Origin of the sequence: Methylobacterium sp. Leaf113 (assembly GCF_001423325.1) — a bacterium.
Taxonomy (GTDB): domain Bacteria; phylum Pseudomonadota; class Alphaproteobacteria; order Rhizobiales; family Beijerinckiaceae; genus Methylobacterium.
This window is the reverse complement of record NZ_LMNJ01000010.1, coordinates 45,919-69,261: the sequence shown is the minus strand read 5'-3', so window position 1 is coordinate 69,261 and position 23,343 is coordinate 45,919. Positions and strand designations below refer to the sequence as shown.

Genomic DNA, 23,343 nt, shown 5'->3' with positions numbered 1-23,343 from the left:
ATCCCTTCGCGTCTCCGTCGGGCGCACGGTTCGCGATGACAGAAGTCCCGCGGAGGTCGCGACCCCTGCGCCGCGGCCAATGATCCGACAGAAACACGGGCCTCCCGATTCATCATTATCCAAACCGAACCCGCACGAACTTTGCTCCGACGAGTAGGCTAGGATCGAGACCTTGGCACAGGACCGCGAATCGACATTTTTCGCGACGATCTGGCTCGTCGGATCCAACCTTTTTCGACTCGGGATGGCCTTTGCTCTCATTCCTGTCCTGACGCGGCTCCTGTCACCTGAAGATTACGGGCTCTTCAATCTCGTATTTCCGCTGATCATCACTCTCACCTGCGCTGCGGATCTTGGATTCTCTCCTGTCCTCGTACGATCCGTATCGAAGAATCCAGCGCAGGAAACGACGGTTCTTCTCATCAGTATTCTCGGTGGCGCCGTTATCTCGCTCATCTTGTTCGCCAGCAGCGAAGCGATCGAACGGCGGATGGGCCAGCCGGGCCTGAGCGTTCTTCTGCGAGAATGTACGATCGTTCTGGTGCTCGGCGCAGTCTGCAGCGCGCCCTTCGCTCGCTTGCAGCGGGAAGGGAAGATGCTTGGTTTTGCGATCGGCGACGTTGCGGGCGTCGTTCTCGGCGGCGTGGTGGCGATCGTCGCGGCCTGGAATGGTGCCGGCGTTCAGAGCCTGGTGCTTCAGCAAGCCGTTTCGATTATCGCGCGTTTATCGATCGCCGTGTTTATCGGAAAATTCGAAGTCGTTTTTGCCGTCGATAAAGAGTTTATTTCCAGGAACGCCAAGTTTGCTTTCTATGCCTTCAATTCGATTGCGATGAATGTCATCACGAAGAGCGTCGACAGCCTGCTGATCGGATTTCTGCATGGGGCATATGCCCTGGGCCTCTATAGCATTGCGATGCAAGTCGTCCGGCTCCCCGAGTCCTTGGTGGTCGGTCCGATTTACACGACATTGCTGCCGGCGTTTTCCCGAGCGGTCAGGGAACGTCGGGATTTCGTGAATCTCTACACGGCCTCGATGTTCCTCGTTTTCTCCTTTTGCCTCTCGGCGCTGTGTGGGATCGGCCTCGTTTCAGCTGATATCGTGGCGCTCTTCCTGGGTTCGAAGTGGGAAGGTGCAGCGCCGATCCTGATGGTGCTCATCATCTATGCGTTCGGAAATTGCATCAACGTCGTTCAGCAGGCGGCTCTCCTGGGATTGGAAAACGCGAAAATCCCGTTCCAGATCTCATGTTTTTCGACGATGGGGGTCGTTGTCGGGATCTTGGTCGGATCACAGTGGGGCGTTCTCGGAGCGGTGATCGGTGTAAGTCTGTCGAATCTCGCCACCGGCTTGGCAATGATGGTTGCCGTGTGTCGCCTCCTGGAAATACCGACCTCGACAGTTTTGCGGCAGGCCGTCTTGCCCCTCGCTGCGGCAGTCACGATGGCCATGTCGATCGTGATCTCGCGAGACCTGCTGCTCGCAGTCGATCCCTTCGTCAGGCTTGGAAGCTTGATATCGATCGGGGGGTCGGTCTTTATCTCGGTCTATCTTCTCGGGGGCGGGTATACAAAGCTGCAGATCGCACTCGGATCTTTGAGGATCAGAGGTGAGATACCCGGCCATATCGACGTCGACGGATCTTCTCCCTCTCTGAGGCCTGCGCGCTCGTAACACGGCTCGTGCAGGGCAATCGGAGGGCCGGGATTCAGCGCCCCGATTTGGGGCCTTATCCCTGAGATCGGCGCGTTCCCGAGCCACGGGGCGGTCGAGCCGAGTGGCTATCCGAGCGCTTTGCCAGAGCCTGCCCGATGCCGGGACGGTGCTCGCTCGGGACGGGGTGCTGCAGGTCATCAGCCGCTCGCCACCAGAGCAGGGAGGGGCTGAAGGTGGCGCCGAAGATCGCCACCGCAATGGTCAAGGTTGCTCCGCAGCCGTCGATACGCGGCGATGTCCCATCCGAGCCCGGAGACGCGACAGGGGCAAACATCAACTTGCCACGAGAGGCAGACAACTTCCGCATCGGTGAGTTCGGCAAGGCGATCTCGGGCGCGTAGGACCGCCCATTGCCGCCGCCGCCAACGCACCGGTTCCGTCAGATCGAATACCGTGACGACGCTCCCGGTCCAAACGCGCCTACGCGCGTTGGTCCGGCACTTGCGCCACGTTGCAGGCATCCGCCCGAAGCCGCCAATCCGCCAAGCGGTGGGCTTGGCAGAACAGGGTCCTCCCGGTCACGATGGTAGAGTCCCGCGACGCGGCCGAGACGAGGATCGAGGACCGAGGGGCGACGCGTCGCTGGCGCGATATCGTCCGGGCCGCTTCGATCCGACGCCTCAGGCTGCCTTGATCAGTTTGCATTTGCCCTCCTGGGACCAGGGTCCTTGGACGCGGACCTCTGTGCAGAAGGCGTCGACCGCACGGGTGACACCGGGGAACCGCCCACCGAGCCGGTCGTAATCGTCGGCGATCAGGAGGCCTCCCGGGCGCAGAACCGGCCACCACGCGCGGAGATCCGCCATCACGGACGCCTCCTCGTGACCGGCGTCGAGATGGATCACATCGGCCGGCACGCCACGCAGATGCAGCAACTCGGCCGCGTTCACCGAATCCAGCGGAAGCGGCAGGATGCGGTCGGCCAGCCCTTCGCGCAGCACGTTGGCGAGGAAGGTCCGGTACAGGCTCGGATAGCCATGTTCGGTGACGAGTTCGGCGAACAGCGCCGGGTCGGCCCAGTGGTCGACGGCGCCGAGCCAGGTGTCGACCGCGATGACCGTTCCGTCGACGCCGTGCGCCGCCATGGTCCGGGCCAGATTCAGGCTGCTCGCCCCCTTCCAGACGCCGATCTCCACGACCACGGCGGGGCGGAACTCGGTGATCGCCGCGTCGAGATAGGGATGGACGCTGCGCCAGCCCTGCAAGTCGAGGGGGCGCAGGTCGTCCGGTGGATTCGCGAACGGGTCGCGCCCGTGCCAGAAGGCATCGAGGAGTGCGCCGCGAGTAGTCCGGGGTTGGCTCATGAGGTCGGCTCGCGATGGAGGTTGCGCCGATCGGGGGGATCGGGCCTGAGGGATGGGGGTCAGCCGCGCGGCGCCCGCTTGGCCTGCGCGTAGAGGGCTTCGCAGCGCGACAGCCAGAGGTCGCGGGTGAACAGGCGCAGGACCCGTGCGTGCGGGACCATGCGCGGGATGGCGAGGGCCGCTACGACCGCCCGGGCGAGCGCCGGTCCGTCGCCATGGGGCGCAAGGCATCCCGCCTCGCCGACGACCTCCTCGGCGGCGCCGCAAGCGATCCCCGCCACGGGGACGCCGCAGGCCATGGCCTCGATCGCCACGAGGCCGAAGGGCTCGTCCCAGCAGGGAGTGAACAGGAAGACCGAGGCGCGGCCGATCTCGCGGGCCAGGGCGTCGCCGGCGAGGTGGCCGCCGTAGCGGACAGGGCCGCCGAGCCGTGGGGCGATCTGTGCGTCCCAATACGCCCGATCCTCGATCGGGCCGAACAGGGTCAGCGGGAGGCCGGCCTCTCGGGCCGCCGCCACCGCCCAATGCGGCCCTTTGACCGGCGCGATGCGCCCGGACCAGACCGCGCTGCCGTCGCCGCGCTCGCGATAGGGCCAGGCCGCCGGATCGACGCCGTTGTGGAGAACGGACACGCCTTCGGGCGGCGCATCGGGCCACCAGGCCCTGCCATGAGCCTCCGACGTCACGGTGATCCGGTGGCCGGGGACGAGGCTGTCCTGAACGAACCAGCGCAGGGCGTCGTACGGGGGCACGTGGAGCGACGTCACGGTCGGCACCGCGGCGAGGCGCCGGCGCTCCAGGGGCAGTCGGCTCAGGGAATTGTTGTGCAGCACGTCGAAACCGCCGGCCGCGATCCGGTCGCACGCTGCCGCGTAGCCGTCATCCACATGGGCGACGAGGCCGGAATCGGCCCGGTGCTCGCGCCCGGGGAAACTGCGCTCGTGATGCACCGGGATCACCGGGTCGATGGTAAATCGCGGGTCGCTGTCCCCGGCGGCGAACAGGACGACTTCGTGTCCACGCGCCATCAATCCCTCGGCCAGGACCCAGGCATGGGCTTCCATGCCGCCCGCGAACGGCGGGGCCACCGGATGGCGCAGATGGGCGAGGAGGGCGATCCTCACGCGGTGCGCGCCTGCGACGCCCCTTGTGACGATTCTTGCGACGACCCCTGCAACGATTCTTGCGACGTTCTTTGTGCTTCGAGGAAGCGGATGACGGAGGCCGCGTTGCTGTAGGGCTGGTGGCTCTGCTGGCCGGTCAGCGCAAGATCGCCGGCTTCGGGGCGGCGCAGGATTCGGATCGGCCGATCGGGGGTGTCGTCGATCAGGCCCATCACCTTGAACGCATAGAGCCAATGGCCCATCGTGCGGTATCCCCACTTGGCCTCGAACAGCTCCGCATTGCGCACCACGCTGTCGAGGTGGTGGACCGGAGGCATGTGGTGCGGATGGTACTGGTGATAGGCCAGTCCGCCCTTCATCCAGGCGATCGGGGTGCCCCGCTGGTCGAGGATCTTTCCGAAATCCGTGTCCTCGCCGCCGTAGCCCGTATAGCGCTCGTCGAAGCCGCCGGTGGCCAGGAAGGTGGCGCGCCGGATGGCGAAGTTGAGGGACCAGAAGCAGCGGTAATCCGGGCAGATCTCGAGGCCCGAGGCCGGGGGGCCGCGTCGATCGGAGTGGCGCTCGGCGACGCCCGCGAGGGTTTCATAGGTCCAGTCCCCCGTGGTGGCGCGCTCGGGCAGGTGAAGGACCTCGCCCATCAGCAGCCCGTCGAGCTCGCCAAGTCCCCGCGCATAGTCGGCGACGAGGTCGGGGGCCGGAATGCAGTCGACATCGAGGAAGACCACGGCGTCTCCCCCCGCCGCCGCGACACCCTGGTTGCGGGCTGCCGCCAAGGGCAATTCGGGACCGGGTACCAGGATCTGGCGGACCGGAAAGCCGAATTCGGGCAGGTCGTACGGCGCGTCCTGCATCACCGCCACGATGATCTCGACGGGCTTCCGGGTCTGGCGCTCCAGGCCGAGGAGCTGGTTGTGCAGGTGGGCGGGCCGTCCCTTGGCCAGGGTCACGACGGAAACGGTGGACATGAGGCGGTCTGACTCCGGGAGATTTCGAGGGCCGAGAAAAGCAGGCGCGTGACGGGACGTGGTCAGCCGGCGACGACACCGAGCGCCGGGCGCTCCGTCGCCCCGCGCCAGAGGTCGTCGGTCAGGCCCTCGAGCCAGCCGGCGGCGCGGGCGGCCGCGTCCGGCGCGTAGAGGCTGCGCAGGGGACCCGTGTCGAGGCTGCGCGCCAGGGCGAGAAGGTCGCGCCAGCCCTGCAGGTCACCGGGCCAGACCGGGGCCTGAACGGCGGCGCCAAGCCGGACCAGGGCCTCGGCCTTGCGGGTCTGCTCACCGAAATAGCGCCATTCCGGCATCACGATCAGGCGCCCGCCTACGCGCGCCACCTCGTGGATGGTGTTGTCACCGGCCGACGCCACCACGATGTCGGCGGCGGCGAGGTAGTCGGTCACCGAAGGCACCCAGCCGAGTTCGCGCAGGTTGGAGAAGTCGGTCTCGTGGCCCTCGCGGTGGGTCGGCCCGAGGGTGAGCCAGAGGGCGTCCGGGACCGCGCGGGCCGCCACCGTCAGGGGGGCGTAGGGCGTGCCGCTGCCGCCGCCGCCGGTCACCGCCACGACGATTTCACGCTCCGGATCGAGGCCGAGCTTCGCCCTCGCTTCCGCCCGACCCGGTACGCCGTCGACGCTGGTGCAGAGGCCGCCGCTGTAGAAGGTCTTGGCGCGCAGATGGGCCGGGTAGTCGTCCTGCTCCATACGCTCGTCGAAGGGTGCCAACATCCCGACGCAGGCCTCGTAGGCGCCAACATGGCCGATGTCGGAGCGGTCGCCATGCATGCGGATCTGCACCGCCGGCACGCTGGCGATGCGCGACAGCAGGGCGATCTCCGCCGAGACGTCGACCACGAACAGGCCGACGTCGCGCTCGTCGAGATGGTCGAGGATGCGCCGCATGGTCCGGCGCATCTCGGTCAGCCCGAGCGGTACGCAATGCATCACCTGCGGCGTCGGCTCGGCATAGAGGCGCGGAGTCGGCACCCCGGCGCCGATCATGTTCGGGAGAGCCACGATCTCGATGTCGCGGGAAAACCCATCGAACAGCTGCGGGCCGGCGGTGAGCACCGAGACCGGCCGGTCACGGGAGAACTCGGCCGCCACCGCCATCGTACGGTTGGCATGGCCCCGTCCCTGGTGATGGACGAAGAACGCGATGGGCTTCTTCATGGCTTGGGATTCGCAAATCGTCAGGAGAACAGGGCGTCAGGCCGCAGGGCGGCGGCGATCTCGGCGGCGTCCGGGACCCGGATGACCCGGATCGCGGGAGCCTCCATATCCCAGGCGATCAGTCCGGCGGCCCGGAACTGACCGAGCCAGTAGGTCATGCACCAGCGCCCGTGAGTCCGGTGGAAGCGCGCGGCATTGGCGAGGATCGGTTCGAAGTGCTGGAGCGGCGGCACGTGGACCGGATGGTGCTGGTGATAGGCGCGCGCTCCCGCAACCCAGAAGATCGGCAGGCCTCCGGCATTCAGGCGGACGGCGAGGTCCGTCTCCTCCCCGCCATAACCCGCATAGGCCTCGTCCATGCCCCCGACCGCCTGCCAGGCCCGTGCCGGCAGCGCGAAGGACAGGCCCCAGAGCTGGCCGGGATCGGGCTCCCGTCGCAGACCCGTCGGCGGCACCGCCGGCCGGGCCGGATGCACCTGACCGAGGCGGGCCAAGGCCGTTTCGTCGGACGCCGCCGCGAGGTCCAGCCCTGGCGGCAGATACAGGACTTCGCCGAGAAAGAGGCCTTCGCCCTGCATTGCCGCGTGCCGGTAGGCGTCCACCAGGGTGGGAGATGGAATGCAGTCCACGTCGAGGAAAAGCAGCAGGTCGCCGGCTGCCGCCTCGGCGGCACGGTTGCGGGCGGCGGCCAGCGGCATCGGTTCGCCCGCGACGAAGAGGTGGCGGACCGGACAGCCCGGGTCGGGCAGGTCCGGGGCCGGCTCGGGCTGCATCCAGGCGATCACCAGTTCGCGCGGGGCCACCGTCTGTCGGGCCAGGCCCCGCATGAGGTTGCGCAGGCGGTCGGGCCGGCCCCGAACCAGCGTGAGTACGCTCGGCGAGAGCGGCGCCGATGCATCAGCCGGCATCAGCCAACATCCGGCGGAAATGGCCGACGCCCTCGATGATGCCGCGGGCGTGCGAGGTGCGGGCCACGTAGGAATGCTTCAAGGCCGCGTGGCTCGCCAGATCGTCGGAGTAATTCGCCACGATGATCGCCTGGGACTGAGCGCGCAGCATCTCGACATCGTTCCCGGAATCGCCCGCGACGAAGACGGCTCGCCCGGGCAGGCCGTAGAGGTCGCGGACATGGCCGACCGCCGTGCCCTTCGAGGCCGCCTGCGGCAGGACGTCGAGGTAGAGGCCGTGGCTGTGGATCACGTTGGCGCGCAATCCCGCCTGCGCCAGGGTCGCGCGCACGGCCTGGACGGTTGCCGCATCCGCGAAATAGCTGAGCTTGTGCCCGCGCTGCTCCAGGGAGCCCTGCGGCATCAGCCCGTCGAGACCGGCGAGCGCAGCCGCCACCGCGGAACGCTCCCAGCCGGCGGATACGACGGCGCGCCAGGCCAGATCGGCCGTGTAGGTCACGCCGTTGGGGTCGAGATGGTAGATCTCCGAGCCCACCGAGGTGATCATCACCTGCGGTCGCGGACTGTCCTGCTGTTCGAGGATCGCCATCGCGCTGTGGAAGGAGCGACCTGTGGCGACACCGAAGGCCAGCCCTGCCTGCCGGCTGCGCCAACGCCGGAAGATGCCGAGCGCCGCCGCGCAACCCACCAGCGTGTTGTCGATGTCGCACACCAGCAATTGGCGGGGCGCCGCCAGCGGCGGCTCGGGTGCCAGCAGCGCCCGCAACAGGGCGTGGTAGCGCGCGGCGTGCTGATCCCAGTCGTAGGCGGCCGCGGCGCGGGCGCCGCCCGCCACGCAGCGTGCGTACAGGGCGGGCTCGTCGAGGAGCCGCAGGCAGGCGGCCGCGATCGCGTCGGGCGCGCGCGGATCGACCAGAAGTCCGTTGCCGCAGGTCTCGACGATGTCGTTGGGGCCGCCGCTGTCGGTGGCGACCAAAGGTAGCCCGGACGCCGAGGCCTCCAGTAGCGTCAGGCCGAAGGGTTCGTTGAGGGCAGGGTTGACGAAGAGGCCTCCCCGCGCGCGCGCAGAGGCATAGATCGCCGGCACGTCCTCCGGACCGTGGGTCTTCGGATAGGCCACGCGGCCGTAGAGATCGTAGCGGTCGATCAGCATCAGGATCTCCCGCATGGTGTCGGCCATGTCGCCGTCGAGCGCGTCGATGTCCTCGCGCGTCCCGGCCATCAGCACCAGGTTGGCCCGGGCCTGAAGGGTCGGACTCTCCCCGTAGGCCCGCACAAGGGCGCCGAGGTTCTTGCGTGCCACCGGCCGGGCCAGAGCCAGGAGCGTGGGCTTCCCCGGGTCGCGCAGGAAGCGATCGATGGTGGCGTCCACGCGTGGCAGAGGCTCGGCCGCCGCGAAGCGGGCCAGGTCGCTGCCCGGCGGCAGGACGCGGATGCGGCCGGGATCGTAAGCCGCATATCCGGCATACTGCACCTCGGCCTCGTCGCGGGAGGAGGTGATGACGAGGCGCGCGCGCGCCAGCGCGTCCTCCTCGGCGCCGATCCGGCGGGCGAGGTCCGGGTCATCCTCGGCGCCCGAACCCAGCATGGAGGCCTTGACCCGACCCAGGGAGTGGGCCGTGAACACGAAGGGAATGCCGCACTCGGCCTCGACGATCGCGGCGACGGACGCGGCGTCGGCGTAGTGGGCGTGGATCATGTCGGGCGCGCGCGGCTGTAGGGCGATCCAGGCCATGAGGCTGCGCGCGAAGCTGGCGACCTCCGCGTGCATGTCCTCTTTCGCGCGGTAATCCGGTGACGCGCTCGCGAGCCGCACGAGCGTGACCTTGTCGGAGATCGGCTCTTCGGGCACGGCGTAATCAGGGCCGTGCGCGCCCTCGAACAAGCGCGTCGCCATCACGATCCGATCGAGGCCTACGTCCTGAGACGAGGCCGCCACTAGATCCAGCAGATAGCGAATGTGGCCTCCCGTGTCGGCGGTCAGGCCAAACACGACACCGCCGCCGCGCAGGCAGCCTTGCAGGGCGACATGTAAGATAAACATCAGGCCGCCAGCGACTCACGAACAATCGAATAAATGTATGTTAAAGTCGAGGAAGACGTTTTGATCCGTGTCGCCCAAGTCGCCCCGAACATTTTCCCCGTTCCCCCTGAGCATCATGGCGGTACGGAGCGGGTCATTCATGACCTAAGCACGGCACTACGAAGCCTGGGCGTGGAAATAACGCTTTTTGCATCATCCGACAGTGCGACAGACTTGCCGCGGGTCGGCGACAATCCGAGCCTCGCCGCCCTGGAGCGCCGTCACGGACGCGTCGCCCCCGGCGTCCCGGCAGCCCTGGACGCCCTGCAATTGGAAGCTTTGCGCCTGAGGCTCGACACCTTCGACATCGTGCATGGCCACGGCGAATTCGCGCATGCCGCGCTTCTCGGCGCACGCCGGCGCCACAGCCTGACCACCATCCACTGGCGGGTGGACGAACTCGACCGGGCGCTGTTCTTCGCGGGGTTTCCCGACCTGCCGGTGGCGGCGATCTCGGCCGCGCAGGAAACCGGCATACCGGTCGCAAATCGTGCCGGGATCGTCCACCACGGCATCGCGCGGGATCGCTATGCCCTGCGGACGCAGCCCGGCGACCACGTCGCCTTCGTGGGCCGGATGACCGACCAGAAGCGGCCGGACACCGCGATCCGCGTGGCGCGCGCCGCCGGCATCCCGATCCGTCTCGGGGGCACCATCGACGTCGGCAATCCCGATTATTTCGAGGACCGGGTGCGGCCGCTCCTCGGCGACGACACGACCTATCTCGGACCGGTGGACGATTCCCGGAAGGCGGACCTCCTGGGCGGCGCGCGGGCGCTGCTCTTCCCGATCGACTGGCCCGAACCCTTCGGACTCGTGATGATCGAGGCGATGGCCTGCGGCACCCCCGTGGTGGCCTGGAATCGGGGCTCCGTGCCGGAGATCGTCGAGGACGGCGTCACCGGGTTCATCGTCGGCTCCGAGGTGGAAGCCGTGGCGGCCCTCGGGAGGATCGACCGCCTCGACCGCGCCCATATCCGGCGCCGCTTCGAGGCGCGCTTTACCGCCGACCGGATGGCAGCCGATTATCTCGCGATCTATCATCGCCTGCTCGCGGCCTGATGCGCGTCGCCCTTCTCGCGTGGGATTACCCGCCGGCCCCGAGCGGATTGTCGACGGCGGCCCGGGAGATCGCCGAAAGCCTCGCGGAAGCGGGAGCCGAGGTCACGGTCTTCACGCTCGACCGGATCGGCCGTGACCGGATCGGCGGCGTGACGGTGGTGGGCGCCGCCCTGCCGCCCGGCGGCGGATTGGCCCGTCTGCGGCTCTGGGGCTCGGCCGGGCACCTCGCCGCGCCGCTGGCCTTTCGCCGCGTGGTCCTGGCCGACCATGCGCGCGTCCCCTTCGACATCGTCGAGGCGACGAACTGGTACGCTCCCGCCGTGATGCTGGCCGGGCGGCGGGACCTGCCGCTGGTGACCCGAAGCTCGACGCCGGCCGCCTTCACGCGGGATTCACGCGGCTCGCTGCGCGACCGCCTGGATGGCCGGAGCGCGGATGCCCTGGAGCGACGCCAGGCCCGCGGCAGCGCCGGGCTCATCGCCAACACCGCCGAGCACGGGACGGTGATCGCCCGAGCCTATGGCCTGTCCGGCCGGCAGCCCGAGGCGGTGATCGGCCTCAGCCTTCCCCCGGAGATCCTGGCATCGGCGCGCTGCGCGTCCTACCCGGATGCGGACGGGCCGGTGCGCCTGCTCTTCGTCGGCCGGGCGGAGGCGCGCAAGGGCTTCGACGCGCTTCTCGACGCGGTCGCGATCCTCGGCGACGAGGCGGAGCGGGGTGCCGCTCCCGCCTTCCGGCTGGATCTGATCGGCGTGCCCCCGGAGGATCTGCCGACCGACTTGCCGGAGGCGGCGCGCGCGCGAATCCACGCCCGGGGGCGAGTGCCCGCCGCGGCTTTGGCGCAAGCCTATGCGGCGGCGCACGCGGTGCTCGCCCCCTCGCGCTACGAGAGTTTCGGCCTCGTCTACCAGGAGGCGCTGGCCTATGGCCGGCCCGTATTGGCCTGCGCCGAGGATGCGAGCGCCCGCGCCTTCGTGGGTGTGCCGGGAGCAGGTTCCCTGGCGCAGGAGGCCACCGGCCCGGCTCTCGCCGACGCCCTGCGCCCGCTCCTCGCCGATCCGGCTCTGCGTCTGGCCTATCGCAGCCGGGCGCTGGCGGAATCAGGCCGGTTCACCCGGGAGATCCTGGCTCGCGAGACACTCGCTCTCTACGCCCGCGCCATCGCGGCGGTCCGATTTCGCGTCGAGGGCTACGCGCCCGAAGACTCGGAGCCTTAATCCCGGTAGGGGCGCAGCAGCGCGGTTTCCTCCTCGGGGCGTCCGCGCCCGGGCTCAAGGCGCTCATAGTGCCGCGAGCGCGCGAGGACATGGGCTCGGTCGAGATGGTGCTCGATCGCCCCATGCAGGCTGATCAGGCTCCGCGGCCAGCCGCCGTCGAGCGCCGGCCGCTCGTGCACCCGCCCCGCATATCGCACGGACCGGTGGTTCAGTCGGTATTGCACATCCGGATAGACGTCCGCGAGGAGGCCGTCGACCCGGTTCCGGCGCGCCAGCCCGACCGAGACGACGTCCCCCGCCTCGGCCAGAGCCGCCAGAGCCGCCAGGCGCCGGCCGGCCTCGACGGCCAGGGTCTCGTCGGCATCGAGTTGCAGCATCCAGGGATAGCGGGCGAGGTCCTGCAGGGCATTGCGCTGGGCGGCGAAATCACCCGCGAGCGGCCGGGCTCCCACCCGGACGCCCCCCGGCGGAATTCCGGCGGCTGGCACCACATCGGCTGGACGCACAGGCGCATCGAGCAGAATCACGACGTCGTCGGTCCAGGCGGCATGGATCGCGAGCGTCGCCAGGACCGCGTCCAACGCGTCGGGGCGGCAGAGCACGCCGAGGGAGACCGGCATCCCGACGGCCCGGTCGAGCCCGTAGAGTGCCGCCCGTGCGGCGTGTTGGCTATGGGGGTGGCGCAGGGCGGTCTGGCCCGCCGCGTCGCAGGGCCGGACACCACGGGCGTGGCCGGTCGCGGCGCTGCGCAGGGTGTAGAGGTCGAGGCCGTAGGGCGCGCGCGGGTCGGACTCGAAGATCGGGCCGGCCAGGCGCTCGGCCAGATGCGCGCGACACGCAGCGGGATCGGCCTCCACCTCAAGCAGGAGGCCGCAGGAGCCGCAGGCAATCGGAAACAACCGGTCTTGCCCGTCGGGATAGACGAGGTGCCGGGTGCTCGGTCCGAGCATGTCGGCGCCGCAGACGAAGCATCGGCGCATCATCGGTCCCGGGCTCCTTCACCGAAGGGATTTTACCGTTGCTGGATGGATGTTTCCATCACTGAAAGAATCTTGCCGCCACGGAAGGGATCTTGCCGGGCCGGGCCAGCGCCATACTTCGGTTGCTCCGCAAATCCCTGCCGCAAGTGATGGCTCAGGTCGACCCTCCGCACATGCTCGACCTGTCCTCTTCCGCACCGGGCACGCTCGCCATCGTGGGCAATGCGCCTGGTCTCGATGCCGCCGCGGCGATCGATGCCGCCACCAGCGTGGTGCGTTTCAACAATGCGCCGGGCTTCGGCGGCCGGACCGGCGACCGGGTCACCCACCTCGCCCTGGTCAACCGGGGTGGACAGATGCGCGAATGGCTCGCCGACCCGCGCTTTCTCGATCGCCCGGTGGTCCGGCGCGCGGCGGCGTTCATCCTTCCATTTCCGATGCTGCCGGCCGAGCACAATCGGCCCGAACAGGTATGCTGGACCCGCGAGGCGATGGCGCTGCTCGCCCCCCTGGGCAAACCCGTTCACATCCTGCCCGAGGATCTGCACGAGGCGGCGCGGCGCGACCTGGCACCGGATACCACGGGACGTCCGAACCCGAGCACCGGCTTTCTCGTGACGCGGGCGTTCCTGCAGGGTCGGCCCCTCCGGCACAGCCCGGCCGAAGTTTATGGCTTCGGCTTCGACGGCTGGCCCGGGCACCCGTGGGCCGCCGAGCGGGCCTGGTTCCAGCAGGCTGAGACGGCCGGGCAACTCCGGCTCTTCCCCTGTTCTCCTTGACCGCATCGATCAGGATCACGCTCATCCGATGACGACTCTCATCACCGTCCTGAAGAGCGGGGGACGTTACGATGCGGCCTGGGTCGAGCGCCTGGCACGCGGCGTCCGCCGCCACGCCCCGGCCTTCGACCGCATCCTGTGCCTGACGGACCTTCCTCTCGCGGTAGCCGGTGTCGAGCGGGTGCCGCTCCGGCACGACTGGCCGGCGTGGTGGGCCAAGATGGAGGCGTTCCGCCCGGGTCTGACAGACGGGTTGACGCTGCTCTGCGACCTCGACACCGTCCTCACCGGGCCGGCCGATGCCCTGGCCGAGCCGGGCCTGGCCGCCATGGAAGACTACTTCCACAAGGGCCGCCTCTCCAGCGCCCTGCTGCGGTGGCACGGCGCCGAACTCGACTTCCTCTACGCCACCTTCGCGGCCGAGCCCGAGCGCTGGATGGCGGCCGGCTCCTGCGGCCCGGTGCCGAACGCCGTGCACGGCGATCAGGTCGTCATCGATCACCTGCTGCGCCGGGAAGGCCTCTGTCCGGACTTCATCCAGGAGCGCTCTCCCGACCTGCTCGACTTCTACGACCCGCGACGGGCCGAGCACGGTCCGGTGGTGATCTTCATCGGCCCTTCGAAGCCGGATACGGCGACCGGCCCCGTCCGGACGGCCTGGGAGAGCGCATAGCCATCGCGCAGCGACGAACCCGTCGGATTGCCGCGGCAGAAGGCCTCCGTCATGGGTGGCCAATCGAAGAGTCGCGGATGTCGCTCGGCCGGACAAGATCACAAGTTCAGAGGCCCATCACGGCCGACACCTTCAAAATTCACCTTCACATGTCGTCGAAGGCAACGCTCGAAGATTGAGCTACGAAGCCGTTGATGACAAAAATTCGTCCTTTACTGGAACGATCCGGTGAAGCTGAGGCGGAATGCTACGAAAACGCCCACGGAATCCACGGGATGCTCCCGCTTTTCGCGGATCGGCTTGAACCGTCGGCAGCTTGTCACTGCGATACATCACCCGACAGCGGCGACATGACGTCGAACGGGGGGAAATGAAAGCCATGTCGGTCTCCGACGACGCAGTGTTCCACGGCGATGGATCGAATGTGCCGGGCGGCAATGACGATCGCTTCAAACGGCACATCCGCACGGCGTTGCTTCGCGAGACCCTGCACCTCGCCAACTTTTCGGCCGTCACGCAGGCCGCCGTGGTCGTGGCGCTCGCCTGGATGTTCTGGGATATCGCCCCGAACACCTATCTGATGGGACTCGCGATCAGTGTGACGTCCCTGTGCGCGGCGACCTTCGTCGCCACACGGCACCACCGGAGGCGGTTCCGCGATTGCGCGACCCCAACGGCGGTCCGCCGCGGCTTCCTCCTCGCGAAGGTGCTTTCCTTCGGCCTCGGGCTCGTCTGGTCGACGATGCCGGCGATGCTGCTTCCGTCGGTGGACAACGCCTATCGGATCGTGGTGGTCGCCGTCTGTGCCGGGCTGATCTCCGACGCCTACGTGGTCGGCCCGATTTTCTCCGTCGCGATCCTGCTCGTCGCTCCTGTCGTCGCTGGGGCGATCGTCGGATTGGCCGGAACGGACGCGCCGGTCGGCGGATACATCGCGGTTCTGCTGGTCATCTATGCGACGTTCGTGTTCATCAGCGCGCGCCGCATGTGTCGCCTCTCTCACCAGCGCATCCTCGACCGTCTCAAGGTGCAGGAGCAGAACGAGACCATCGGCCTGCTCCTCAACGATTTCGAGGAGGGGGCGAGAGACTGGCTCTGGGAGACCGACAACACCGGTCGCTTGCGGCATGCCTCCGGACGACTTGGCGAATTGCTCGGTGTCGATGCCACCGGCCTGCACCATTGCACCCTTGCCGATATCCTCTATCGCTACGCGGACGGCCCCCAGGGCCGTGCGAAAATCGACGCGGTCGTCGCGGCGATCGAGGCGCGCGCGCCGTTCCGTGACCGGACGGTACGGCTGCGGACATCGGGCGGCATCCGCTGGTGGACCCTCAACGGAAAGCCCGTCCTCGACGAGTCGGGAACGTTTCAGGGGTATCGCGGTGTCGGATCGGACACCACGGCGGGCCGCGAAGCCCAGGCACGCATCACGTTCCTCGCCGGACACGACACCCTGACGGGATTGCCCAATCGTGCGGCGTTCCAGGAAGCGGTTCAGGCGCTCTGCGACGACGGCGTGTCGACGGGACGATGCGGCGCCCTGTTCTATCTCGACCTCGACGGCTTCAAGGCCGTCAACGACGAACGCGGGCACGGAACGGGCGACCGGCTTCTGAAGGCCGTGGCTTTGCGCCTCACCGACCTCGCAGGGTCCAAAGCCTCGGCTTTCCGGCTCGGGGGCGACGAGTTCGCGCTCGTCGTTCCGGATACCAACCCGGAGGCTGCGGAGGCGCTGGCGACGCGCATCGTGTCCGCCCTGCGCCGCGCGTTCCAGATCAACTCCGTGCGCCTCGATATCGGCGCGAGCGTCGGCATCGCCTACGCCCCGGACGACGCCGTCGACCCCGAGAGCCTGCTCATGCGCGCCGACCTGGCGCTCTATTCCGCCAAGGCCGCCGGCAAGGGACGGTGGCAGGGCTTCGACCCGTCCTTGGAGGAGAAGGCGCTGCGCCATCGCCAGTTGGATGCCGACATGCGCGTTGCCCTCGCGTCCGACGAAATGGAACTGCACTATCAACCGCTCGTCGACATGCGGAGCGGGCGGGTCGTCGGCTTCGAAGCGCTGCTGCGCTGGAACAAGCCCGGCCACGGCTGGGTCTCGCCGGGCGAAGTCATCCCGATCGCGGAGGCGACCGGCTTCGTGGTGGAGATCGGCCGGTGGGCCCTGCGCCGGGCCTGCGCCGACGCCCGGCTGTGGGCCGACCTGCGGGTCGCCGTGAACATCTCCTCCATCCACGTCCGCATGCCGACGTTCCACGACGAGGTCGCCGCCATCCTCCGGGAAACCGGATTGGCGCCGGAGAACCTGGAGATCGAGATCACCGAATCCGTTCTGCTCGACCATGGACCCGCGGTTCTGGGCAACCTGAAGCGCCTGCGCGCCCTGGGCGTGCGGATTGCTCTCGACGACTTCGGCACGGGCTATTCCAGCCTGAGTTACCTGACCGAATTTCCGTTCGACAAGGTGAAGGTCGACCGGTCCTTCGTCCGTGACTTGCAGGGACGGCCCGAGAAGGTCGCCGTGGTCGAGGCGATCGCCCGAATGGCGCGGGCCCTGTCGATGAACGTGACGGTGGAGGGCGTGGAGACGCAGGCCCAGCTCGACGTTCTTCGGGCCAAGCGCTGCGACATCGCCCAGGGGTTTCTCTACAGCCCCGCCCGACCGGCCGGCGAGATCACCGCCCTGATCGCGCGCATCGAAGCGCCGCCGCAGCCGGCGGGCGGGTGTGGCGGCGAGTTGGACCGCACGCGGACGCCGACCCTCTCGCTGGTCAGGCCGGTCAATGAACCGCCCGGGCGACCCGGATGGCCTCGCCAGCCGCTGCAGCGGCGTTTTCAACCACCGGCATGAGCGAAAACCTGTCATTTAGGTCGATCGTTGAAGTGCACGAAACGAGTGGTCGATTTCATCTCATTTCACGGCGATTTTATCTCGAATGATCAACAATCATCCTTGAAAGCCGCTTGGCTTTAAGTAGCGTCGCTGTGTAACGCCCTAGGGATTTTCGGCAGCCGCAGACCCCCGAGGAGGAGGCGGGTGACAGGAGAGGCTCCATTCGCCAGCCGGTGCCGGGCCAAACCATCCGAACACGCGCGACGACGTCATCGTTTCCTCGTCCCGGAGACTGGGCCACACCGGCGCGGGAACCGAGAAAGCCCCGATCGATGCCCCTTGAGACCGACGATGCGAACGTGGCCGAGAACTGGCTTGCCGCCATCATCGAATCCTCCGACGACGCCATCGTGTCGAAGACGCTGGATGGCTTTATCGCGACCTGGAACGCCGCAGCCGAGCGCCTGTTCGGGTATACCGGCCTCGAAGCCATGGGACGGCCGGTGACCATGCTGGCTCCGGCGGGCCGACGAGACGAGATGCCCGACCTCCTCGTCCGCATCCGACGGGGCGAACCCGTCGATGCCTACGAGACCCGGCGCCGGCACAAGGACGGCCGCATCATCGATGTTCTGCTGCGCGTCACGCCGATCCGGAACGGAAGCGGCAAGGTCGTCGGCGCATCCAAGGTCGTCCGCGACATCTCCGACCGCATCGCGGCCGAGCGCCGGCAGCGCCGCTTGAGCGACGAACTGAACCACCGCGTAAAGAACACCCTGATGACCATCCAGTCGATGGCCACGCAGACGCTGCGCCACACGCCGGACCCCGCTGCGTTCCGGCACGCCTTCGAGGCCAGGCTGGTCGCCGTGTCCCGCGCCCATGACCTGCTGGAGGCGGGACGATGGGAATCGGTCGAGCTTCGCGAGCTCATCGCACGCAATCTCGCTTCCTTCGCGGATCGCGCCTGCATCACGATGGGCGGCCCGATGATCCGTCTCGGCCCCGAGGCCACCGTGACACTGGCTCTCGCCTTCAACGAGTTGACTCTGAATGCCATCGCCTCCGGTGCCCTCTCAAGACCCGAAGGCCGACTTTCCGTGACCTGGGAAATCCGGGCTTGCGGCGATGGGGGCGAACCGCGCCTGCACCTCGATTGGATCGAGCGCGGCGTGCGGATGCGCGCTGAACCCACACGGAGGGGGTTCGGACGACGCTTCCTGGAAGACGGGATGTGCCGGCAGCTTCAGGGGGATGTCACGCTGGCCTTCGAGCCGGAGGGCGTGCGTTGCCGTTTCGATCTGCTGCTCACGGCTCTCCAAAGCTCCGCGTTCGCCCCATGACGCCTCACCAGACCACATCGCGGCCAGTGACCTCGCGGCAAATGACATTCCGCCCGGTGACTCAGGCCTCGGTCATCCGGCAGCCAACGACCCGACACCCATGATACAGCACCCCAGTGACGATGTGCCGACGAAAGGCGGTGAGGATGTCTGGGTATCCCTCGGCCTCGGCGATCCTGACCGGATCGCCGCGCTTGAGCGGTACCGTATCCTCGACACGCCAGCGGATGAGGCCTTCGACAGCCTCGTCCGGCTGGCCTCGCAACTCTGCGGAACGCCGGTCGGCCTGATCACCCTGGTGGCGTCGGACCGGCAGTGGTTCAAGGCTCGGGTCGGGTTCGAGCGCTCCGAGACGGGGCTCGACCGTTCGATCTGCATCCACACCTTGCCGGAGCCCTCCCTGCTCGTCATCCCCGACCTGGCCTTGGACCCACGCACCCAGGCGAACCCGGTCGTCACAGGCGAAGCGCCGATGCGCTTCTACGCGGCGGTCCCGCTGCGAACCCCGTGTGGTTTCGGCCTCGGCACCCTGTGCGTCCTCGACCGGGAGCCCCGGGACGGCGGTCTCACCGTCGCCCAGGAGCAGGTCCTGAGAACCCTCGGCATGCAGGTCATGGCCCTCATGGAGGCGCGACGAGCCCTGTGCAGCCAGGAAGAATCGGCAGCGCGGCTCCAGTCGAGCGAAGCGTTTCTCAAGGGCGTGCTCGCCGCGTCCCAGGATTGCATCAAGGTGCTCGACCTCGACGGCAGGCTCGCTTCCATGAACGAACCGGGCTTGCGCGCCATGGAAATCGACGATTTCGCCCCGTTCTCCGGGATGCGCTGGCCCCCACTTTGGTCGGGTCCGGATGAAGAACGGGCGGAGATCGCGCTCCGCGCCGCCCGAGCGGGCGGCGTCGGCCGATTCGCGGGCTGGGCCGAAACTCGTCGTGGCCGACGGAAATTCTGGGACGTGATGGTCACCCCGATCAACGGTGTCGACGGGCGACCGGAGCGCATTCTGGCTGTCTCGCGCGATTTGACGGCGGCCAGGCTGGCAACCCGGAGACAGATGGCCCTGACGCGCCTCAGCGATCGCCTTCGGGGCCTCACGGACCCGGAGGAGGTCGGTTACCGGGCGTCGGAGACGGCCGGTCGAACCCTCGGCCTCTGCCGAGCGGCCTACGGCGTCGTCGACACGACGGCGAGCGGCATTGCCTTCGAGCGCGATTGGACCCTGCCGGGGCATCCCACTGTCGTCGGCAGCCATCGCTATGCCGATTACGGCCGTTACGTCGAGGATTTGCGCCGCGGTACGACCGTGGTGATTCGCGACATCGGCGCGGACCCCCGCACCGCGTCGCGCCGCGACGCGCTCGGGCAATACGGCATCGGCGCGCTCGTCAACGTCCCGGCGATGACCGACGGGCGCCTCGTTGGCGTCCTTTGCCTCCACGACGCGGAACCGCGTGACTGGACAACCGAGGAGGTCGCCTTCGCGGAGGCCGTCGCGGAGCGGGCGCGTCTGGCGATGCGCTGGATCGCCGCCGAGGAGCAGCAGCAACTCCGAACCCGCGAGATCAGCCACCGTTTCAAGAACCTTCTGGCGATCGTCCAGGCCATCGCCACGCAGACCATGCGCTCGGCCAACGACCTCACGGCTGCGAGCGAGGTCCTTGCCGGACGCCTTTCCGCGCTGGGGCAGTCGCAGGATCTGCTTCTCGACGGACAGATTGGCAGCAGTCCTCTCTTGGACGTGGTGAAAGCCGCTCTGCACCTGCATACGGAGGCCGTGTCGCGCTTCGACCTGTCGGGGCCGGAGGTCAGGATCGGTGGCAAAGTCACCCTGTCGCTGTCGGTGATGCTCCACGAGTTGGCGACGAACGCCGCGAAGTACGGCGCTCTCGCGAACGGCACCGGACGCGTCGTCCTTTCGTGGAACGTTCTCGGCGAGGACGATGCGGCGAGACTCCGCCTGACCTGGCGTGAGATCGGCGGTCCAAAGGTGGCGATGCCCTCGCGCAAGGGGTTCGGAAGTCGCCTGATCGAGCGCGGGCTCGCCGGTCAGGTCGGGGGCGTAGTGGAACTCTCCTATGACCCGACCGGCCTCGTCTTCTCGGTTGAGGCTCCCCTGGCGGCTTTTCAGGCCGAAGTCTGAAGCGCACGACATCGGACAAGCCCGAGCGAGGCAGGATCCGCTGAACCCGGGGAGCCTCTCCCGCGAGGATCGGAGCCGGCGCGGTTCCCGGCACCCGATCGCGCCGGGTTCGGGCAAGGCTCGGCCATCCCTCGCCGATCTTCACGACGCCGGATCGACGAATGCGTGCGAAGGCCGGGTTTGCATAGATCACCGCGGGCCCCGGGCGTTCAGGCTTGATGCCGGTGAGAAGTCGAGGTCCGTGAACAAGGTCGACGTCGGATCACGCGGCGAAGAGGCGAACAGGGCCGATGAGACCCATGGCATGAATTCTTCCATGCCGGGCCGGCAGACGTCTCAACCGAGCTTCGGTGAGGGTTCTCATCCTCGGAAAGACCTGTTTCGAGGCCGGCACGGGGATTTGAATTCAGAATTTGTGAAGTGATGAAGTTTCACAATGATGGAAGGTTCAGGACTGGTAACTGCAAATACCTCTGCGGCCTTTCCTGATGCGACATGGAGTATCCGATGTTCGATTTCATGGCTCGGTCGCGAAATTTCGGCCGTGATTCTGCGATGCTCGACGGCTTGTGTCTGGCAGTGCTTGTCGTTGACGCTCAGTCGGTCATCAGAACAATGAACCCGGCCATGATCGACCTGCTTGGGACGGGCCGACCCGGCCTGTCGGGTTCGCGCCTCGATGATGTCTGTCGCGACGTCTCCGGTCAGCCGCTGATCCCGCCGGGCCTGCGCCACCGGCACAAGATTCTGGTCCGCTTCGACGGCCGTCATTTCGATGTGACCGCCACCCCCTTGCTCTCCGGACATAAGGTCTCGGGCTACGTCCTCGAATGGATCGATGCAGCCCCGCGCCTGGAGAGCGAAGACCGGTCGCAGCGCCTCGCGGCGGTCGAAGCGTCGCAGGCCGTCATCGCGTTCGCCCCGGACGGCACCGTGGTCTCGGCCAATGCGGCGTTCCTCGACATCATGGGCTACACCCTCGACGAGGTTCGCGGGCGCCATCATGGCCTCTTCGTCGAGGCCGGGTATCGGGACAGCCGCGCCTACGCCGCGTTCTGGGAGGGTCTGCGTTCGGGCCGAGCGGAAGTCGCGGCGTTCAAGCGTCTCGCCAAGGACGGCAAGGCGGTCTGGATCCAGGGTTCCTACAACCCGATCCGCAATGCGGCCGGCGTCGTCACGGGCGTGGTCAAGTACGCCACCGACGTGACGGCGCAAACACTCGAGGCCAATGCCCTTCGGGGACAGGTGGATGCCATCCGCAAGTCGCAGGCGGTGATCAGTTTCGACCTCGACGGACGCATCCTCGAGGCGAACGCCAACTTCCTGGCCGCCGTCGGCTATGCGGCCGCGGAGGTCGTCGGCCAGCATCACGGCATGTTCCTCGACCCGGAGCATCGCGCGAGCCCCGAATACACCCGTTTCTGGGAGGCACTTCGCCGCGGCGAGCACCAGGCCGGGCAGTTCCGCCGCCTCGGAAAGAGCGGCCGCGAGGTCTGGATCGAGGCCAGCTACAACCCCGTGCTCGATGCCGACGGACGACCCGTCCAGATCACCAAGTTCGCCATCGATGTCACCGCCCAGGTCGAGCAGCGTGACAAGGTCAGGCGAATGGAGGAGGAATCGGCCAGGGACCGCGTCGCCGCCGAAGCGCGCCACAAGGCGGACCTCCTGCGCCTCGCCGACGGCTTCGAGCAGACGGTCGGGGCCGTCCTGGCCTCCGTCGCGTCTGCCGCCACGGAACTTCAGGCGACGGCTTCGAGCATGTCGGGGATCGCGACCGAGACCGCCCAGCAATCGACTGCCGTGGCCGCGGCGGCCAGTCAGGCCGCCGCCAATGTCGGTACGGTTGCGGCGGCTGCGGAAGAGCTCGGGGCTTCGGTCAACGAGATCGGGAGGCAGGTCGCCGGTTCCGAGCACCTTGCCGGCCAGGCGGTGGCGGAGGCACAGCAAACCGCGGACCTCGTCCAGGAACTCAGCGATGCCGTGCGCAAGATCGGGGACGTCGTCGCCATGATCTCGGCCATTGCGAGCCAGACCAACCTGCTGGCGCTCAACGCCACCATCGAGGCGGCGCGGGCCGGGGAAGCAGGGCGCGGGTTTGCGGTGGTCGCGTCCGAAGTGAAGGAACTCGCCAACCAGACCGCCCGGGCCACGGACGAGATCACGGGCCAGATCGGCCGCATCCAGGGGGCGACGGGCAGCGCCGTCAGCGCCATCGACGGCATCCGGCGCCGCATTCAGGAAATCAACGGCGTCGCGGGGTCGATCGCCGCAGCCGTTCAGCAACAGGGGGCGGCGACCCAGGAGATCGTGCGCAACGTGACGGAGGCCGCCACCGGGACGGGCGAGGTGACGAGCAACGTGTCGGGTGTCGCCCGCGCGGCCGAAGAGACGGGGGCCGCGGCCACCCAGGTCCTGACCGCCGCCTCGGACCTCTCGCGCCAGTCCGAGCACCTGGATGGCGAGGTCAGTCGGTTCCTTGCCAAGATCCGCGCGGCGTGAGGGGGCCATGACCGAGATGCTCATCCTCCCCGTCGATCTGTCCCCGAGCGGCATGAGTCGCTTGGGAGCCCAGCTCGAACGGGAGATCCAGGCCGGCAGGGATCTCGGCTCGCGCCACGGCCAGATTGCCTGCCTGTCCGAGGCGATCATGCGCTCGGTGGAAGGCTTGCGGGAGGCCGTGATCCTGCTTGCTGCCGACTTGCCGCCCGACGACCCGATGGTCTGTCAGCTCAGAGATGCGGCGGCAAACATGACGCGGCTTGCGAAGGCCGTCATGGATTACGCGGCCCTTCACGGCCCCATCACCAGACCCGGCACCTGACGCCGGACCAGACACGGGCGTTGGGCCAAAAATCGGTCGTCGGACATCGCCCCCGATGTGGGGTCCTTTCGCCCTGCATCCGGGTCGCCGCGGATCGCGCCGCATATCACGCCTCTGGATATCGAGAGCCGCGTGAGACGCTGTCGACACCAGGGGGGGAGGGCCGCCCCGTCTCCACCGCGCGTCGATGGGGGC

General features: G+C 68.0%; 18 protein-coding genes. 11 read left to right on the top strand and 7 right to left on the bottom strand.

Annotated elements, in window-relative coordinates:
- Nucleotides 1-172: 172 nt before the first annotated feature.
- Nucleotides 173-1,675: an oligosaccharide flippase family protein gene (locus ASF60_RS08560; RefSeq protein WP_056183414.1), complete on the top strand. Its 1,503-nt coding sequence runs from the start codon at nt 173-175 to the stop codon at nt 1,673-1,675.
- 215 nt (nt 1,676-1,890) lie between these two features.
- Complete coding sequence (locus ASF60_RS24335) at nt 1,891-2,058, top strand: hypothetical protein (RefSeq protein ID WP_156633957.1); 168 nt, start codon at nt 1,891-1,893, stop codon at nt 2,056-2,058.
- Nucleotides 2,059-2,337: 279 nt separating this feature from the next.
- Here ASF60_RS24335 and ASF60_RS08555 read toward each other — a convergent pair whose 3' ends face one another.
- From ASF60_RS08555 to ASF60_RS08530, 6 genes are all read right to left on the bottom strand, one after another.
- Complete coding sequence (locus ASF60_RS08555) at nt 2,338-3,021, bottom strand: class I SAM-dependent methyltransferase (RefSeq protein WP_056183413.1); 684 nt, start codon at nt 3,019-3,021, stop codon at nt 2,338-2,340.
- 59 nt (nt 3,022-3,080) lie between these two features.
- Entirely contained in the window at nt 3,081-4,145 is a 1,065-nt protein-coding gene (locus ASF60_RS08550) for a glycosyltransferase (protein ID WP_056183410.1), read from the bottom strand.
- On the bottom strand, nt 4,142-5,110 hold the full coding sequence (locus ASF60_RS08545; protein WP_056183408.1) for a glycosyltransferase family 2 protein: 969 nt from the start codon (nt 5,108-5,110) through the stop codon (nt 4,142-4,144). The genes ASF60_RS08550 and ASF60_RS08545 overlap by 4 nt, the downstream gene beginning before the upstream one ends.
- 62 nt (nt 5,111-5,172) lie before the next feature.
- Nucleotides 5,173-6,306 carry a glycosyltransferase gene (locus ASF60_RS08540; protein ID WP_056183406.1) on the bottom strand — a complete coding sequence of 378 codons (1,134 nt, stop codon included), beginning with the start codon at nt 6,304-6,306 and terminating at the stop codon, nt 5,173-5,175.
- A gap of 20 nt (nt 6,307-6,326) precedes the next feature.
- Nucleotides 6,327-7,214 (bottom strand): glycosyltransferase family 2 protein, encoded by an 888-nt coding sequence (locus tag ASF60_RS08535; protein WP_056183404.1) that lies wholly within the window; start codon nt 7,212-7,214, stop codon nt 6,327-6,329.
- Nucleotides 7,204-9,258: an HAD-IIB family hydrolase gene (locus ASF60_RS08530; RefSeq protein ID WP_056183402.1), complete on the bottom strand. Its 2,055-nt coding sequence runs from the start codon at nt 9,256-9,258 to the stop codon at nt 7,204-7,206. The genes ASF60_RS08535 and ASF60_RS08530 overlap by 11 nt, the downstream gene beginning before the upstream one ends.
- A 60-nt stretch (nt 9,259-9,318) precedes the next feature.
- Between ASF60_RS08530 and ASF60_RS08525 the strand changes: the two genes are divergently transcribed.
- Both ASF60_RS08525 and ASF60_RS08520 read left to right on the top strand, forming a co-directional pair.
- Nucleotides 9,319-10,359: a glycosyltransferase family 4 protein gene (locus ASF60_RS08525; protein WP_056183400.1), complete on the top strand. Its 1,041-nt coding sequence runs from the start codon at nt 9,319-9,321 to the stop codon at nt 10,357-10,359.
- Nucleotides 10,359-11,576: a glycosyltransferase family 4 protein gene (locus ASF60_RS08520; RefSeq protein WP_056183398.1), complete on the top strand. Its 1,218-nt coding sequence runs from the start codon at nt 10,359-10,361 to the stop codon at nt 11,574-11,576. The genes ASF60_RS08525 and ASF60_RS08520 overlap by 1 nt, the downstream gene beginning before the upstream one ends.
- Here the strand turns inward: ASF60_RS08520 and ASF60_RS08515 are convergent.
- Complete coding sequence (locus ASF60_RS08515; RefSeq protein ID WP_056183487.1) at nt 11,573-12,556, bottom strand: hypothetical protein; 984 nt, start codon at nt 12,554-12,556, stop codon at nt 11,573-11,575. The two genes, ASF60_RS08520 and ASF60_RS08515, sit on opposite strands and share 4 nt — an antisense overlap.
- Before the next feature lie 173 nt (nt 12,557-12,729).
- Here ASF60_RS08515 and ASF60_RS08510 point away from each other — a divergent pair, with 173 nt between their 5' ends.
- From ASF60_RS08510 to ASF60_RS08480, 7 genes are all read left to right on the top strand, one after another.
- Nucleotides 12,730-13,335, top strand: coding sequence for a hypothetical protein (locus ASF60_RS08510; RefSeq protein ID WP_244478374.1), 606 nt, complete (start codon nt 12,730-12,732; stop codon nt 13,333-13,335).
- A gap of 28 nt (nt 13,336-13,363) precedes the next feature.
- On the top strand, nt 13,364-14,008 hold the full coding sequence (locus tag ASF60_RS08505; protein WP_056183396.1) for a hypothetical protein: 645 nt from the start codon (nt 13,364-13,366) through the stop codon (nt 14,006-14,008).
- Between the two features lie 379 nt (nt 14,009-14,387).
- Nucleotides 14,388-16,862 carry a putative bifunctional diguanylate cyclase/phosphodiesterase gene (locus tag ASF60_RS08500; RefSeq protein ID WP_082507827.1) on the top strand — a complete coding sequence of 825 codons (2,475 nt, stop codon included), beginning with the start codon at nt 14,388-14,390 and terminating at the stop codon, nt 16,860-16,862.
- 314 nt (nt 16,863-17,176) lie between these two features.
- A complete protein-coding gene (locus ASF60_RS08495; protein WP_056183394.1) occupies nt 17,177-18,187 on the top strand; it encodes a sensor histidine kinase in 1,011 nt (336 codons plus the stop codon).
- 100 nt (nt 18,188-18,287) lie between these two features.
- Nucleotides 18,288-20,324: a GAF domain-containing protein gene (locus tag ASF60_RS08490; RefSeq protein ID WP_082507822.1), complete on the top strand. Its 2,037-nt coding sequence runs from the start codon at nt 18,288-18,290 to the stop codon at nt 20,322-20,324.
- Between the two features lie 627 nt (nt 20,325-20,951).
- On the top strand, nt 20,952-22,826 hold the full coding sequence (locus tag ASF60_RS08485; protein ID WP_082507826.1) for a methyl-accepting chemotaxis protein: 1,875 nt from the start codon (nt 20,952-20,954) through the stop codon (nt 22,824-22,826).
- Nucleotides 22,827-22,833: 7 nt separating this feature from the next.
- Complete coding sequence (locus tag ASF60_RS08480; protein ID WP_056183390.1) at nt 22,834-23,148, top strand: hypothetical protein; 315 nt, start codon at nt 22,834-22,836, stop codon at nt 23,146-23,148.
- Nucleotides 23,149-23,343 lie beyond the last annotated feature (195 nt).